Here is a 16,761-nt window from a genome sequence, read left to right on the forward strand (position 1 = left end):
GTATTGTGTTCGGGGGAATTTGCTTGCAATCAGATTGCTATATATTTGTTCCGACGTCAATTTGTCTTTCCAATTCCCAAGATTTCCTCTTTTTCCGAAAAGATTGTTGCGTTCTCCTTCCCGAAAAAGTTTAGATTTGAAACGAAGGAGAAGGATACGATCCTCCTCACCGGATTCGCGTTTCTCACTGGTCTAAGAAAATTGAAATCTAAAAAAATTGCAGTCATCCTCCCAGCCTACAACGAGGAAATCACGATCCGAGAAACGATTCTCGCTTTTTATCAGGAATTGCCCGAGGCGGAATTCTGGATCGTAGATAATAACTCCTCCGATCGAACGAATTCCATCGCTGCCGAAACTTTGAAAAAAAACAAAATCAAAGGGAAGGTGTTGTCGGAAAAGAGACAAGGAAAAGCGAACGCGGTACGAAAGGCATTTTTCTATGCGGAAGCCGACATTTACGTGATGACCGACGCCGATACCACCTACCCTGCCGAGGAAGTTCAAAAGCTGATCGACGCCTTGGAAACCGAAGAGTTGGATATGGTCGTCGGGGACAGATTGAGCCAAGGAATCTATCACAAGGAAAACAAGCGTAGATTCCATTCTTTGGGAAACAATCTTGTGATCGCCATTATCAACCTTCTTTTCGGTGCGAAGCTAAAGGACGCGATGAGCGGTTATCGTGTCTTTTCCCGAAAGTTCATCAAGAACTACCCGGTCTTATCCTCCGGATTCGAATTGGAAATAGAGATGACGCTCCATTCCTTGGACAAACGTTTTGCGATCCGAGAGATTCCCATATCCTACAAGGACAGGCCGGCGGGAAGCGTTTCCAAATTGAATACGATTAGCGACGGTTATCGCGTAGTGAATCATATCCTTTGGATTTTCAAGGATTATAAGCCCATGCATTTTTTCGGCTTTTTATCCGTGCTATCTCTACTAGCGGCTATTGCGGCGGGCGCCCCAGCCATACTGGATTTTCTCCGCTACCGGTACGTATACCACGTCCCTCTGGCTGTTTTAGCCACCGGATTGATGGTGGTCTCCGTTCTGAATTTTTCGATCGGACTGATCCTGCATACGGTATCGAAAATCCAAAGATTCAATTTCGAACTCCAATTGTTGAAATTCGATAAGTCTTAACGCGGTTTTTCCGCGTTCCAAATACGAACTAGAATCAATCCTCCGTCCTTAGCTACAGGTTCGAACCTCTTCTTTGGATAGAGAAAGGTCAGTTCCGTAAGACTATTTTCGTTTCCGATCAAAAACAGTTTTTTCTCCTGAGGTTCGGTCAGAATTTCCGTCTCGTCCAAGAACTTGTAACTTCCTATGATATGGATTTTCTGATCCCGATAGAACATAGGATAAAAGGATAGGTATTTATAAAATACGACTTCTCCCCCCTCCTGTATTGCCCGGTCAAACAGACGAAGGTTTTTGTCCTGCAGCAAAGCCAATACTTTCGGAACGAGAGTCAAGGAAAGAGAGGAGAGAAAGAGGAGAAGCGTCAACCAAACAGGAAGGAGAAAGCGACGCACCAAATCCTTTCCGGAAGGAAGAAGGAATACCGACAAAACGGAGGTAGAAAGTCCTAAGAGTAGCAGGATTCCCGGAAGAGCGTCCGTCCAGGAAAAAGTTGGAACCTTGGACTCCGAAAACGTACCTTGAGAGATCAGGTATTCCGCCACAAGAGGAAGGGATGCGAAAAGCAAAGACAGGAAGGCGCCGAAAATGCCGACAGCCAGGAAGAATCCTTTTTTCTGATCCAAAAATTCTTTTCCCCTCTCTTCCAGTAAGACGGCAGCGAAGAAGGAAAGAGGAAAGTAAAACGAAGAGGAATAATGGGGAAGTTTCGTTTTTACGATGGAAAAGATCAGTAGTACTAAGACCGTCCAGCTTAAGAGAAAGATTGCAGGAGAGCGAAGTTCTTCCTTTCGGAGCAGTTCCAGGTTTTCCCTCTTGAGATAAGCGAACAGAAAGGGAGTCCACGGAAAAAATCCGACTAAGGCTACGATGAAATGGTAAAACCAAGGACCGGTATGCGATTCCAGAGACTTCGTTAAAAGTTTCTTTTGAAATTCCAGAAAGCCGTCTAGAAATTCTCTTCCATGTAGGAGATAGTCGGTGAGATAATAGGAAGAAACACCGGAAATGAAAATTACGATTCCGATCGTTACGTGCCAAAACGAAATTCGAAACCTACGTTCCGCGACTCTCATCGCCAAAAAGGAAGCGACCGGGATGGCAAGTCCGAGGGGTCCTTTGGCCAATACTGCCAATGCCATACAAAACGAGGCAAAGGCGGAATACATCCAAGCTTGTTCCTCCCCTTTTCTGGATTTCTGATCATAGAGAATCAATCCCGCCGAACCTAAAAAGATAAAGGTATTGAACAGGTGATCGATGTAAGCGGTTCTTGCCAGCACCAAAGGCAAAAGGGACGAAGAATATACCAATGCCCAAACCAATCCGAACGAGGAGGATTTCAGTTTTTTTCCCAGCCAAAAAACGGAAACGAAGGCCAAAAGACCGCTGAGCGCGGAAGGAAAACGTGTGGAAAATTCGTTCAGACCAAAACAAAAATAAGAGAAAGAAGCCAACCAGAAATAAAGAGGAGGTTTTTCCGTGAAAAGTTGTCCGTTTACCGAAATCCGGAAAAAATCCCCGGATAGATACATGCTTTTGGAGGCGGCGCCGTAAATATTCTCGTCCCAGTCGATTAATGGAAAAGAACCTAGACCGAAAAGCAGAAGAAAAAAATACAGGAAGGTCAAAAAAGGAACGGATCTGAAAAGGAACTCCAAGCGGGTCTCCCTAAAGTGAATCCCTTCCGAGTAAATCCGCAGCCGTTACAAATACAATGATTTTTAGTACAAAAAAAGCCCAACGGTCCGCGTTTAGAACGTTAGGCTTCAGAGTCGTACGGCGATTTATAACAAAATTATAAATCCGTCGGTCCCGTCGAAAGAACCTGCATTCGCTTAAGGTCCTCTCGACCGGCTCTCGGTTAGAAAACCGGTCGAGAAGCTACCGGAAGGTTACTTGAGTAACTGCAACACGGTTTGTGGTTTCATGTTCGCTTGTGCGAGCATCGCAGTGGCCGCCTGAGTCAGGATCTGGTAACGGGTAAAGCTGGTCATTTGTTCAGCCATATCCGTATCTCTGATCCGAGACTCTGCTGCTTGGATGTTTTCATAAGCGTTCATCAACCCCTTAGCGGCATGTTCCAGACGGTTGTAGTAAGCGCCCAAGTCCGCTCTCTGTTTAGAGATCAGCCTGAGTGCATCGTCCGCCAATCCGATTACGGAGTTGGCTTTTCCCGCCGTAGAAAGAGAGATAAAGGTCAAGACAGTCGGGTTTCTGAGGCCCAAAGCCGCGGTATTCATCGTTTCGATATATACCCTTTCTCTCTGGTGCATATTCGCACCCATGTGGAACCACATACTTGCGGTCGGATTCAACCTTGCAAAAGCTCCGGTCAGGAGTTTCATCTTGTTGAATTCGGCCTGGGAAGCGATCCTGTCGATCTCGTCGATCAACTGGGAGACTTCCACTTGGATTTGCTGACGGTCTTCCTCGGTGTAGATACCGTTGGCGGCTTGAACTGCGAGGACGCGAATCCTTTGGACGACTTCGTGGGTTTCTTGGAGATACCCTTCTGCCGTTTGGATCAGCGACATACCGTCCTCAGTGTTCTGTTCCGCTCTGCGCAAACCTCCGACCTGGGTCCGCATCTTCTCAGACACAGCCAAACCCGATGCGTCGTCTCCGGCACGGTTGATTCTCATACCGGAAGACAATTTCTCGATGTCTTTAGTCATGTTTTCGCTGTTGAACTTCAACGTTCTGTGAGCGAAAATGGCACTGATATTGTGGTTAATAATCATTCGGTTCCTCCTTGAATCCGAATCCTCTTTCGAGGAATGTGACTTTCCTAGAGGTCTTCCTTGACCTCTTCACATTTTGGATCGACTGGTTCCGAAAAACCGATAAGACACTTTTTTTGGTACGATCGGATAAAAGAATTCTTCCTTCTTTCGATTTCTATGTCCCTTTTTCACGCTAAGGAACTTGATTATCCGGTCCCCTTTTCAAGGGCAAATGGCATGTTTTTAGGGAAGATCTTGCGGACTTAAAATGCTTGCGCGTCGCGACCTGGATCGGGGAAGCTGAAGTTACTCATGTTGCAAACCATTTATCTGGCAAATCCTCGCGGTTTTTGTGCCGGAGTGAAATACGCCATCTCCTACGTGGAACAGGTACAGGCTCAGTCCGATGAACAGATCTATGTACGGAAGGAGATCGTTCACAACCGTCGAGTGGTGGAAGACATGAAGAAAAGAGGGATCCGCTTCATCAACGAATTGGGCGAAGCTCCCGACGGCGCCACCGTGATTTTTTCGGCTCACGGAGTTTCTCCCACCGTAGTCGAAGATGCAAAACTTAGAAACATGAAAGTCGGAGACGCTACCTGTCCCCTCGTGACTCGGGTGCATCGCAAAGCGAGACGCTACAAAGACGAATATCAAATCATCTACATAGGCCATCAGGGTCACGATGAAGCCATCGGCACCATGGGAGAAGCAAGAATGTATTTGGTCGAATCGCCCGAGGACGTGGAGAAGCTTGCGGATCGGATAGATCCGGAAAAACCGATCACATACCTGATGCAGACCACCCTCTCCGTCGCCGACACCCAGATCATCGTAAATCGGATTTCGGAACTTTTCCCTTCCGTAGAACACCCCGCCAAAGACGATATTTGTTATGCGACAACCGAAAGACAGGAAGCCGTGGCCCAAATGATGGATTCCATAGATGCGATGCTTGTGATCGGAGCGGATAATAGTTCCAATTCCTTACGGCTCCTCCAATTGGCGCAGAAGTCCAGGCCGTCCTCCTTTAAAGTTACCTCTTCGGAGGATCTGGATAAGGAATATCTGGAAAAGAATCGAATCAGCATTCTCGGAATCACCGCAGGAGCCTCCACTCCGCAGATTTTGGTGGATGAAATTATAGAGAAGCTCAGACATTTTTATCCCGGAGTCGAAGTCCAACTCTTCCCCGATTCCAGGGAGGATTCCATGAGCTTTAAACTTCCGGGAAAATTATTGAACTGAATGTAGTATGGGTAATTTGATTTCCGCAGCTACCTTTCGGCGGATTTTGGCTCCCGTGTAGTCGTTCACTTCGCTTAAGCGGACGGAACATCCGACTTGCCGTCCCAGATTTTGGACCATATTCAGCCCTATGCCGAATCCGAAATCCTCCTTGTGGAAACGCTCGTCATATATATGATTTAATTTAAAAAACGGTTCGAACACCTTATCCGAATATTTTTCCGGTATCCCCGATTTGCCTGTTTCTCCTCCGTCGATTTCGTTTAAGATACCGATACTGACGTTTTTGTCGTCGGCATACAACATTACCTGTATGTGCGCGCCTTCAGGAGAGAATTTCATGGCGTTAATTAAAAGTTCCTTAACGGCAAACGTTAAAAACTTTCCGTTGCTATTCACTACGCGATCCGGAAATTTACTTTCGAAGGAGATCTGATTGTTTTTTATCTGGGCGAGTTTATCGACGGAGGTTATTGTCTGAGACAGGAGTTCCTGTATCCTCCTCATCTCTATGGCCTCATCCTCGATCTTCAAATCGAAAAGGCTCTTTAGGTTCTCCAATTTATCCGTCCAATTACGCATCATATTCTTGTTTTCCAAAAGGGTGCGCATTAGGTCGTTCGGGATCAGAACTTCTCCGTCTTCCCTCTTCATGCAGATTTCGGCCAGATCGAGGTTGATCAAAAGCGAACCTAGACCCAATCCTTGAGCGGAACTATGCGAAATATTATTCAATATGTTTTTTCCGATCGTCATCTGATCCGAATTTCTTTGATAATCTTTCCACAAAAGCCAATCTATTTCACCGGAAAGAGAGGATTCGTCTTCCAAAACCGCGCGATAGTTTCGGATTTTGCTTTGATAACATTCGACGGCATCCAAGGTGGATTGTAACAATTGTTTTTCCTGTTCCGGCTTTCTCAATTGCGCCCAGATCCAATTATAAGAGACCATCCTAAGTGATGCGACCTCGTATTCGGAATAGATAATTACCAGGCAGCCGGGAGATACTTTCCTAAGTGCTTTCAACACCACCAAGTCTTCCATCCCCTGCCACTTAATTCCGCTGATGATGATCGCCGGGGTCTCTAAGCTGCATTTAAAAAACGCTTCCGAAAGCGAGGAAGCCGTAATCAGTTGTATCCGTTGTTTTTGGAATAAAACCGACATCCTGGATAAAGAAGTTGGATCATCGTCCAAATATAAGACTTTTCTAAAAATCTCTTCCTTTTCTTCCGATAGTTTGCCCGCACCGATAGGTACTCCTTCTTCCTTCCTTACGATCCCGAGGAGGGAACCTTCGAATCTGGAACGTTCCGCTTCTTCGAAGTTTGTCCAATCGATTTTCAATCCGACCTTGACCGTTCCCTCCTCCGCTTTGGTCCACCAACGCAAAGACCCGTTTAGCAAAAAGGGTTTCTGATTCGGCAAATGTAGCGTAAAATCGTAGCTTTCGTGCTGATTGAGTGTTTCACGAAGGAGATCGCCCGTCAGGGAAAAACCGACACCATTATGTGAAATGTCAGAAACGGCAAATTTGCCTGCGAATGTCTGCTTTGAGGGATTTTTTAGCTGATCGGACATCTGTGCGGTTATGTCCATCATTTCGGTTAACATTTCTTCTGAAATTCCTTTCTGCTTACTTTGAAGCCAAAGATAGGCGAACGGCGACGGACTGGATGTGGATTTTTCACGAATGAAGATAGGTAAGATCAACTCGGATCTTATATTTTCGTTTTTGTATCTTTCCCTAAGAACTTCTGGAGATTCCTTTATGAATTTATTATCGTCCCATGGGTTTTCGTCTTCTGGATTCTCTCCTTCCGAATTGCGGATGTCCTTTAGATAAAAAACCTTTCCCGTTTTACGAACCGAATGGAAACGTTCCGGATCCTCCAATTGAAACGTACCTATATGTACCGTATCGAACGGCATTCTGGCCAGAATACCTTCGTATTTTTTGAATAGAAATCTCACGAAATCCCCGGCGATCGGATCCTCGGAATCTAACGAGGAGAAATTTGCCGACTGAAAATCGGTAACATAGCAGATTCCCCTGCCGAGCGGGATCCTTTTTTCCGAGCGTTTCATTGCTTTCGTTATAGCTCGGACGCCGATTCGGAGGAGACGTTTTTGAATTTGAGCTCGATCACAACCTCTCGACCGGGAAGATTGTTTCTGCTTCCCTTGACTTCGTAGAGATAGGTTTTGCAGTCGATCTGCTTGGCAAGATTTCGTACCACATTTAGGCCGATCCCCATCCCTAATTCTTTCGTATAAAAACGCTCATCGTACAGATTACTGATACGAAAGAAAGGTTCGAATACTTTATGATAATACTCCTCCGGAACGCCGCAAATTCCGTTTGTAGATCGACTAGGAGAATTTTTGACGAGCAAGCTGCTGTATTGCTCCGTCACATTGAAAGAAACCGCGATCTCGGAACCCTCAGGAGAGAATTTCATCGCATTAATTAAGATTTCATACAGCGAAAAGTTGAGAAACTCCGAGCTGCAATGGAAAACGGAGGGTTCGAACGGGTCGGAAATCGAAAGAGTATGATTTTTAATCCGAAAAGTAGGAAGGAGTTCTTTTCCGATTCTCTCCACGGAATCCCTCAGTTCCGAAGATGACATCGGCACCCTTTCTACGTTTAGGTCCAGGTATCTTTTAAAGAATTCGATCTGATCGATTCTTTCTCGAAGGGCATCCTTAGTGCTCAAAACTACATCCATCAGTTTTTCGGGCAATCGAGTGCATTCCTCGTCCTTTTTCATAAAGAACTCGCAGAGGTCCAATTGGCCGACCAAGGATCCGATTCCGATTCCTTGAAACATACTATTGGCAAGATTGTGAATGATTCCCTTTCCCAATTGCAAATCATTCGTAACGGAAATGGACTCTTTCCAGACCAACCATTCCAATTCGTAAGACAGATTTTCCTTTTTTGCACTCTGTAACTTGATCTTTTGATTTAATTCTAGGATGTGGAAGATCGCCGTCGAGATTTCGGAGGATAAATCCTCGTTAAGCGTTTCCTCCCGCAAATAGCTCCAAATCCAATCATAACCTTCCAGGGTTCGAATCCTGGCCTTTGCAGGCAATACGAACAAAAATAGACTTTCCGGACAAAGCTTATGAAGAAGAGAAAGTCTCGTGTGCAGATTTTCTGAGACCGTTTCGTACTCCACAAGTAACAGATCGGGAGTGGTTGATATAATATCTTTCAGAGCTTCTTCATATGAATCCGCCGGGACCAGATTTGTGGAAAAATCGGATAATTTTGTTTCCGCAGTTTTCCACAGACTTTGCGAGGAACTTAAAATCAGCAGTCTCAGTTCCGTTCCGGATTCAAGCAGATTTGCTTCGGTGTAATGAGCGTTGTTCATCGATCAAGCTCCCTCATTCGAATGGAATGTAATTCCCATAATTACACTTTCTTTGAAACCAAAGCGATTTCTCCCGGAAATACGTGTTCTATTGACTCTGGTCCAAAATACTAAAATACCTGTCAGAAAAGTAACATCCATCGGTTCGGCTCTCCTGCTATACTCCCGCTCGACCGTGGGTCGAAGTTTTCCGGTATGTATTATTTTATTTGCTAATTTATGGAAAGATTAATACAATTTTTGAATAAGATGTCAATTATTAGATTTTCTAAATATTTGACTTTCTTCATTTTATTTCGGGGGCGGGACATATTATAAACCGAAAACGTTAAGCGCGCTATCGATTTTGGTATAATTTTAGGGGATAAATTATAGATCGGAAGGAAAAAATAAAAGGTGTGAAAATTTCCGGGAACAGAATCTTCCTGAAATTTCCGGGAGATTCCAAGGAAGACTCCCGGTACTTCCGGAAGTCTTTCCCTGGAATTTGTGGATTCTCAAAGAAGAGAGAGGGTCGTTTTGTTCTTTCTCTCCTGAATTTCTTCCGGCGTTTCCACTTTTAGGATTTCGTCTGGAACGATTTTAAAAATGGTCTGGCCTTTCTGGATGATCTTGCCGTCGCTTTCTTTCAATACGATCTCTTTAACTCTTCCGGAGAAAGGAGCCGTAACCTTATTGAACATTTTCATTACTTCGACGATGAACAAAGCTTGTCCGGCTTTAAAATGGTCCCCTTCCTGGATGATTGGAGGAAGGTCCGGAGCTTCCCTGGAGTAGAACATTCCCCCCATGGGCGATACGATCTCATCCGAGCTTGCTTTAGGAGCCGGCGCCAAATACTTAATAAGAGCGTCTCTAGTGGCGGCATTCTTGAATTCGTCCGGAATTACGGGCTCTAGATTTTCGTCTACGGAAAGTGTATAAAATCTGGACCTGTTTCCTAGATTCGGAATGATTTTCAATAGCTCCAATCCGATCTGGAAACCTTTGTGGGAGGAAATCGCACGGGACCAAAGTACATCGTCGAATTCTGCGGGCGCTTTCTTTGCGGCGAAAAAGGAATCCCATTCGGCGGAATCCGCTTTGGTACCGGTGCGTTTTTCCAATTCCGAATAGAAGGCGAGACCCGTCTTCAGGATTTGATCATCGTGGTCCCAAATCTTTTCGGACGGAGATTGGTGAAGTTCCCCTTCCATATTCAGATACGTATAAAGGTCGGAAAGGACGTGAAGCGGGTTTCTAAGCCATATTACGTTTTCCTTTTCCAGCTTCCAGGACCTGTTCAGGTGGTATCCTAAAAAGCCCGCCAAAAGATGTGCGTCGGAAAGCAGATCTCCGAGCGGTCTTGTGATCAAGGTCAGTTTTCGACCGGACGTCTTTTTCGCTTCTACAGGACCGGAGGAACCTACTTTCTTCCACGCTACTTCTAAGTCCACGTCCTTTGCCAGGGCTTCTAAGGAACCTACGGCAGCCAAGTACGAGATCATAAACGCGGTGGAAGGCTTGAACATAGGATCCTTGCCTAGAATCCAATTAATCAATCCGTAATGTACGATCAGGTTCGTCTGAAGGTCCTGCCCTCTCAATTCCGTTTTTCGCAGAATATTTCCCAGTTTGCGAAGATTATCTTCCCGGGTAGATCCGTACGTTATGAGAAGAGCTATATTGGAGTCGTAAGCGCCGGCGACCCGATAATGAACGAAGAGGCCCGTATCCGGGTTTCGTACCGAAATACCTTGGTCGTCACGAATCTCTTCCGGCAAGGATTTTGACCAATTCAGGATAATTCCACCAGCGTGCGGTTGGATGGCTTTATTGGTGGCATTGATTCGCACTTCCGCGCCGGAAACGTTTCGAACGGAGCGAGCGGGTTTCGGTAAACGTTTTCCGTGAAGCGAAATCAACGCCATCGCTTCGATCAAACTGTCTACTACGAAAAATTCCGCCTTATTTTCCGGATTCATAAACTTCAGAGTATAGACCATTTCGGTCACCCTGTGCTCCACTTGAATCCGGGTATTCATCTCCATGAAGAAATGGTTTGTTCCTTCTACGATCAACTCGAATGTGGAAACGCTGTTCAGTTTTACTGCTTCGCCGAATCTTTCGGATTGTTCCTCCATTTCTTTCAGAACTTTCAGATCGGCCTTTAATATCTCCGCTTTCTTACGGGAGACTTTTTCCGCGGTTTCGATTTCCTTTTCCAAAAGCTCTTGGGTCAGAGAAATTTCCAAAAGTTTTTGTTCGTGCATCTGCACGGAACAATCTCTTCCGCCTAGGGCTAGACACCATTCTCCGTTTCCGATTAATTGTATCTCGTTGTGCCTAGTTTTTTCGATGTTCAACTCTATCAAAAAGTTCCGGTTGGATCCGGGAGCGGTCACTTTGGATTCGGATAGAATTTCCTGAACGGCGGTTTTGACTTCTTCCGGTTGCGCGACTACCCGTTGTCCCTTTCCTCCTCCGCCTCCGACGTATTTAAAACGGATTCGGTTCGAAGAGTATTTTTTCCAGATCTCGGCGCATTCCAACTCGGCTTGCATTTGCAGATCCGCGATGGTCACCAGTTCTATGATCCTATCGTATCCTAGATATAGCAGTGCTTCCGCATTGTCTTCCAAACTCTTGGAAGAATCGAAGGTAAAGGGGATTCCTTTTTCCTTTGCGAGCGTTTCCAACGCCGACTTGTCCTTCGCTTTTTTTAGAAGACAAATCGCGGAGATATTATCTACTCCGGGAGTGACGGAAACGTTCAACTTCCGGGCCAATTTTTTGGCCTCATCCTTAGAACCGGCTTGGTGGGCCACATATGCGGAGGGTCCCATAAAGATGATTCCGCTCTTTTCTACGGCTTCGATAAATTCTGCGTCTTCCGCCATGAAGCCGTAGCCGGCGAAAATGTGAGTATATTGGTTCTCTTTTGCGATCCCGATAATCTGTTTGATTCTAGCCGCCTTTTCTTCCGCTCCGGCTCCCATATAGTCGGGAACGCGATGGATATTGGAAGGAAATCGGAATCCTCTCAATTCGGGGGCCAAGGACATGGGATAAACCACCGAATCTTTTTCGGAAAGAAGGATCCCGTATTCGCGGATTCCGATCAGGTCGAAAATCTCCATCGCTTCCTTACGTACCGGGCCGCGACAAACGATTAAGCACTTGATGGATTCGAGCGAAAAAGATCGGATCCATGGGGAAGAAGATTCGTGGAATTTAATGCGTCGGTTTTGGTAGTCGATCATCGGTTCTTATTCGAACTCCCTTTGTGGTCCGGACATCGGTGCCGGTTTATAGTGACGGACTAGGTAGTCAAGATTCTGGAATAGAATGCTTCGAGTCGTTCCCGGAAGCACGATTCTGGAAACGGAACCCAGGGAAAGCGCCTCTTTCGGGTTCATCAGCTCTTTTTCATATTGTTGGGAAAGAACTTGGAATTTCTTATCCCTTATGGAGACCGCTTCTTTTTCCCCCATTCCTTTTTTCAGATTTTCCTGAAACTCTTTGTGAATGGCGGTCATTTCATCCTTATAGACGTAATCCTTTCCTGCGGGACCCATAACCGCGATTCTTGCGGTCGGCAATGCGAATACCATATTCGCGCCCGTATGGTAGGAGTTAAAGGAAGCATAGGCTCCCCCGAATGCATTACGAATGATCAGAGTCAGACGAGGTGTTCTAAGATCTATAATGGAATCCAATAGCTTGCGTCCTTCTAAAACGATTCCGTTATGCTCCTGTTCTTTTCCGGGGAGGAATCCTGTGGTATCTTCCAGGAAGATCACCGGGATATTATAAACGTTGCAGAATCGGATGAATCTGGTTCCTTTCCTTGCCGCGGCGATATCGATCTGTCCGGAGGATACCGCGGAGTTATTTGCCACGAACCCTACTACGTGACCTCCGATTCTTCCGAAGGCAGTGACCAGATTTCTGGCGCGCTGGGGTTGCAGTTCGAAATACTGTCCGTGGTCGCAGATGTTCTGAATGTAAAGAGTAATGTCAAAGGGAGTATTCATCCCTGTAGGTGAATTGAAGGTCTTCTTGAATAGAATGTCCTCCTCGTATATGAACCGATCCGTGGGATCCGAAGTCGGATGGAAAGGCGCGAAGGAAGAGTTGTTATTCGGGAGATAGGATAGCAATCGAAGCGAGGTGCGAAGAGAGCCTAACTCGTCGTTGGTGACGAGATCCACCACTCCGCTTTGCCCGTGTACTTTCGGACCTCCTAAATCGTCTGCGGAGATATCCTCTCCCAATACCGATTTGACCACTCCGGGACCGGTCAGACCGAAAAAGGTGTTTTCGGATTGGATCATAAAAGATCCCTGACGGGGAAGATATGATCCGCCTCCTGCGTTGAACCCGAACATAAGCATGATGCTCGGAACCACCCCGCTGATCTTACGCAAGGCTGTAAACGCTTCCGAATACCCGTCCAAACCTCCGACTCCCGCGGGAACATAAGCTCCTGCCGAGTCGTTCATTCCGATGAGAGGAATTCCATGTTCGCCCGCCATATAGATCAATCTGGCAAGTTTACTTCCGTTGGTTGCATCCATGGATCCGGCACGCAAGGTAAAGTCGTGTCCGTAAACGGCGACGTCTCTTCCGTTAATGTTTAAGATTCCGGTGACGAGAGAGGCTCCGTCTAAATTTTTTCCCCAATTCTGATATAGAATATTCGGTTCGGATTCTGTCAGAACCTTGATACGTTCCCAAACGGTCATCCGTCCTTTGGAATGCTGAACCAGGATCCGATCCGTTCCGCCTCCCTGCAAAGGCTTGGCAAGCAATTCCTTGCCCATTGCATTGGCTTCTTCGTAGATGCCTCCGGAAACGGCGCCTTGGTGGAGTCCGGAAGGATTGAGGAAGGGATTTTCCAGGGAATAGGTTTGTTCCGACATGCTTGTTCCTGTCCGTTGGGAATAATGGCTCTCCTCGGAATTTGAACGAAGTATGTCCGCCGTTTGCTTTGGAAGGCGATTCTATACGGGCCGAGGCTTGCCGGTACACAGTTTTTTTAAAAAGGCCAGGGAGGAAAGCGGAAAATAAAGGAAGCCCCTAGCTTCAGTAAGCGCAATGCGAGACCGAAGAGGGATCTAAGTGCTTCGGTTAATAACGGAAACGATCCCGCTTTATTTTAAGGCGGAATCCACCGTGTCGTAAATCTTAAAAAGGGAATCCATATCGATGATTTCGAATACCTTGCGGACTGCCGGACGCAGCGCAGCCAATTTGAGCTGAATTTCACGTTCCTTGCAGACGCGTAAGGATCCCACGATCACACGCAAGCCTGCCGAAGAAACGAATTCCACGTTGGACATATCCAGAACGATATTTGATTCGCCGGCTTTATTGATATGTTCCATGAACGCCTGTTCGATTTTATGGGTATTGTGAACGTCCATGTTTCCGATCAGATGAACGACTCGTGAATTCCCTTTGATTTCTACAGTAAGCTCCATTTTCAACCGCCGCTAGCGAAAGTTTTTCTTGAGGGTCAGAATGTTCCGCCCTTCTTCGGTGTTATAGTCCACCGAGTCCATCAGTTTTTCGATTAAATACACACCGAATCCTCCCTTCCTTTTACCGGATAGATTTTCCTCGATCGAAGGGTTTTGTACCGTAGATCGATTGAATCCAGCGCCGGAATCCGTGAGGACGATCGTGATAGAATCTTCAGTAAAGCGTATTTTACAATCGAATTTCGGATTTCTGAGTAGAGTATCCTTATATCCGTGCATCACTATATTCGTCCCGGCTTCGTCGCAAGCAAGAAGTATATCGTCCCGAAAAGCCTCGTCCAAATTTCTGACTTTGATCGTATCGTAGATGAACTCCCGAAATACCGGAATCTGGGAGGTATTTGCGTCGAATGTGCGGTAAAACTGGAAGTCGTCGTTGAATTTCAGAAGCAAAACTGTAAAATCGTCGAACGGTTCTTTGGAGCCCGAAAAAGTTCGAATGATCGAATAGAGCTCCTGAACGATCTGTCTGGACGGAAGATGGCGTCTGATTTTGATCTCTTCGATCATTCTTTCCAGACCGAATTCCGCACCCTGAGGATCCTTTTCTTCCACCGCCCCGTCCGTATAGAGAACTACGATGTCGCCAGGGCGCACTCTGAAATTTCCACCCTTATATTTCGCCGTTGGAATCACTCCTAAGGGAGGACCCTGGCCTTTAATCAATTCGTAGGATCCGTCTTCTTTGATCCAAACCTGATCGTTGTGTCCGGCGGATGCATATTCCACAGTAAAGATGGACGGATTGTAATGGATAAAGAAAGCGGTTACGAACATCCCGAAATGGGAATCTTCGAAAATGAGTTCGTTTCCCTGACGTAAGATTTCCTCCGGAGTCAGGTCGTGATTTCTCGCGAGAGTGCGGATGATCGAGGAACTCATCGCCATAAAAAGCGCAGCGGGAAGACTTTTTCCGGAAACATCCGCGACCAAAAAGGAATATTGTCCGTCGCTGTATTGGTAGTAATCGTAAAAGTCACCCGACACATCTTTGGCCGGGTAGGAAAGAATTCCCAAATCGAAATTGGATAGAAAGACTTTTTCGGAAGGAAGAATATTCTGCTGGATTTTTCGGGTGATATCGATTTCCTGCTGGATCGCTTTTTTGGCTAGCATCTCGTTCCGCAATCGAAACGCTTCGAATCCCTTCGTGACTTGGGAGGCCATGGTTTGCAAAAGGCGAAAATCGGAATCCCTATAGGACAGTTTGTCCTTACGATCCGCCACAGTGACGGCGCCGTACGGTTCCCCGCTAGAAAGAAATAACGGAACGATAATATAGGAACCTTTCAGATAGGTTCTATCCAGAGAGTGAGGAAAGGGTTGGTTTAGAATATCCCGCTTCAATATGGGTAGCCCTTCTCGAATGCTCGCGAAAATCTGCGAAGTCTCGATCTCGGCTTCGGGAATCCGATCGATCCTTTCGTGTACTCCGTCAAAAAAGGCGCAACTGATGCTTCCCTCTCTGCTAAGGCTGTACAGGAAGATTCCCGAAATAGTGGCGTCCAGTTCGTGGTGTACCATGCGGATCGTCTTCCGAACAAGACCTAATCGATTTCTAGATTGAGTCACCGCATGCGAAAGTTCGAAAAGAGATTCGAGCTCGGAGACTTTTTTTCTCAAGTCCCTGTTTGCGAGTTCCAAGTTCTGCAGCAGTCCGGTCTTTTGTATGGCAAGAGCCGAGGTTCCGGAAAAACTTAGGAAAAGTTCCAGGTCCTCGTTCGTAAACGCCTCCCTGTCCACGGTGTTGATCGCTTCTATAACTCCGATCACTTCGTCGTTCGCGACCAGCGGAGCAGCCATGATATTCCGAGTCGTAAATTGGGAAACCCGATCCACTTCCTTATAGACTCGATCGTCGTTCTGCGCGTCGTTGATGATCATCGGTTTGCTTTCTCGGACGACTAAGCCTGCCACGCCCTTTGCGACTGGTACTTTCATCTTCGTGACGGCTTCGCTTTTTTCACCCAAGACCGTATGAAAGTAAAGGTGTTCCTTGGTTTCATCTAGGAGAAGTACGCTACAAGCTTCGGTTCGAAATACCGTTTTAGAGGAAAGCATGATCGCTTCCAAAAGCTGAGACAGATCCAAGGAGGAATTGATCAGGCCGGATACGCGGATCACTTCGGTTAATAAAAAATCGAAACGTTCGGACTGTCTTTTGGCCTGAGCCGCCTCAAGAACCAACTGAGTCGTTGCCAATAAGGAGAGAGTGACTAAAGAAGAATCCCCCGAAACGTAGGATTCGCGCAGAAGTCTTCCGATGGTTCTACAGGTGGTTCGTAAAAGTTCGAAGTCGGTCTTAGCGAACTTATCTAGGGTTCGCTTCCCTCTCAGTACTAAAACCGCATAAGCGGATTCTTTCTGAGCGGGATCCCCGAGCCCGTTTAGTTTCAATTTGCAGACGATAAGAGGAGCCGGAGAAGAACTCTTTGCCCAAGGAGGAGATTTTCCTCTATCGAGCAACAGATCTTTTCCATCGTGGGAAAACACCCAATCCGCTGCTTCCACCAAATCCTTGTCCGAAGATCCTGACACCAGTCGGAGTCCGCCGGAATGAAACCGTGAGAATACGGCTCCACTCTCGGCGTGCGTAAGTCCGATCGATTCCCGCAAAAAACTTTCGAAGATAGCGGAGACTCCCTCTCCTTCCTCTAAGACGAGGGAGCCGTCCGGACGGCTTCGAAGTAGAGTCTCCTGTTTTTTGACTTGGGACAAGTG

At 46.5% G+C, this 16,761-nt stretch carries 10 protein-coding genes; 2 read left to right on the forward strand and 8 right to left on the reverse strand.

Features of this window, described 5'->3' with window-relative positions; all coding sequences use genetic code 11:
* Positions 1-201 precede the first annotated feature (201 nt).
* A complete protein-coding gene (locus EHO60_RS14210; protein WP_135768876.1) occupies positions 202-1,149 on the forward strand; it encodes a glycosyltransferase family 2 protein in 948 nt (315 codons plus the stop codon).
* Here EHO60_RS14210 and EHO60_RS14215 read toward each other — a convergent pair.
* Positions 1,146-2,810, reverse strand: coding sequence for an ArnT family glycosyltransferase (locus EHO60_RS14215; protein ID WP_135768877.1), 1,665 nt, complete (start codon positions 2,808-2,810; stop codon positions 1,146-1,148). The two genes, EHO60_RS14210 and EHO60_RS14215, sit on opposite strands and share 4 nt — an antisense overlap.
* Before the next feature lie 234 nt (positions 2,811-3,044).
* Positions 3,045-3,893, reverse strand: coding sequence for a flagellin N-terminal helical domain-containing protein (locus tag EHO60_RS14220; protein WP_135768878.1), 849 nt, complete (start codon positions 3,891-3,893; stop codon positions 3,045-3,047).
* Positions 3,894-4,187: 294 nt separating this feature from the next.
* Here EHO60_RS14220 and ispH point away from each other — a divergent pair, with 294 nt between their 5' ends.
* On the forward strand, positions 4,188-5,126 hold the full coding sequence (gene ispH / locus EHO60_RS14225; protein ID WP_135768879.1) for a 4-hydroxy-3-methylbut-2-enyl diphosphate reductase: 939 nt from the start codon (positions 4,188-4,190) through the stop codon (positions 5,124-5,126).
* On the opposite strand, the gene EHO60_RS14230 is transcribed toward ispH, so the two are convergent.
* The 6 genes from EHO60_RS14230 to EHO60_RS14255 all read right to left on the reverse strand — a co-directional run bounded on the left by EHO60_RS14230 (position 5,115) and on the right by EHO60_RS14255 (position 16,758).
* The gene (locus EHO60_RS14230) at positions 5,115-7,217 is read right to left on the reverse strand and encodes a DUF1577 domain-containing protein (RefSeq protein ID WP_135768880.1); all 2,103 of its coding nucleotides are present in this window, start codon (positions 7,215-7,217) and stop codon (positions 5,115-5,117) included. The genes ispH and EHO60_RS14230 overlap by 12 nt on opposite strands.
* Before the next feature lie 8 nt (positions 7,218-7,225).
* Positions 7,226-8,515, reverse strand: coding sequence for a sensor histidine kinase (locus EHO60_RS14235; protein ID WP_135768881.1), 1,290 nt, complete (start codon positions 8,513-8,515; stop codon positions 7,226-7,228).
* 497 nt (positions 8,516-9,012) lie between these two features.
* Complete coding sequence (locus EHO60_RS14240) at positions 9,013-11,757, reverse strand: ATP-binding protein (RefSeq protein ID WP_135768882.1); 2,745 nt, start codon at positions 11,755-11,757, stop codon at positions 9,013-9,015.
* Between the two features lie 6 nt (positions 11,758-11,763).
* A complete protein-coding gene (locus EHO60_RS14245; RefSeq protein WP_135768883.1) occupies positions 11,764-13,419 on the reverse strand; it encodes an acyl-CoA carboxylase subunit beta in 1,656 nt (551 codons plus the stop codon).
* A 231-nt stretch (positions 13,420-13,650) separates the two neighbouring features.
* A complete protein-coding gene (locus EHO60_RS14250; protein ID WP_135768884.1) occupies positions 13,651-13,980 on the reverse strand; it encodes an STAS domain-containing protein in 330 nt (109 codons plus the stop codon).
* 12 nt (positions 13,981-13,992) lie between these two features.
* On the reverse strand, positions 13,993-16,758 hold the full coding sequence (locus tag EHO60_RS14255) for a SpoIIE family protein phosphatase (RefSeq protein WP_135768885.1): 2,766 nt from the start codon (positions 16,756-16,758) through the stop codon (positions 13,993-13,995).
* Positions 16,759-16,761 lie beyond the last annotated feature (3 nt).

This window comes from Leptospira fletcheri, from assembly GCF_004769195.1.
Taxonomy (GTDB): domain Bacteria; phylum Spirochaetota; class Leptospiria; order Leptospirales; family Leptospiraceae; genus Leptospira_B; species Leptospira_B fletcheri.

Bases quoted from the DNA above. Each gene is read 5' to 3' on its own strand.
- EHO60_RS14220 (WP_135768878.1), bottom strand. From the start codon at position 3,893: ATGATTATTAACCACAATATCAGTGCCATTTTCGCTCACAGAACGTTG.
- EHO60_RS14250 (WP_135768884.1), bottom strand. From the start codon at position 13,980: ATGGAGCTTACTGTAGAAATCAAAGGGAATTCACGAGTCGTTCATCTG.
- EHO60_RS14245 (WP_135768883.1), bottom strand. From the start codon at position 13,419: ATGTCGGAACAAACCTATTCCCTGGAAAATCCCTTCCTCAATCCTTCC.
- ispH (WP_135768879.1), top strand. From the start codon at position 4,188: ATGTTGCAAACCATTTATCTGGCAAATCCTCGCGGTTTTTGTGCCGGA.
- EHO60_RS14230 (WP_135768880.1), bottom strand. From the start codon at position 7,217: ATGAAACGCTCGGAAAAAAGGATCCCGCTCGGCAGGGGAATCTGCTAT.
- EHO60_RS14235 (WP_135768881.1), bottom strand. From the start codon at position 8,515: ATGAACAACGCTCATTACACCGAAGCAAATCTGCTTGAATCCGGAACG.
- EHO60_RS14240 (WP_135768882.1), bottom strand. From the start codon at position 11,757: ATGATCGACTACCAAAACCGACGCATTAAATTCCACGAATCTTCTTCC.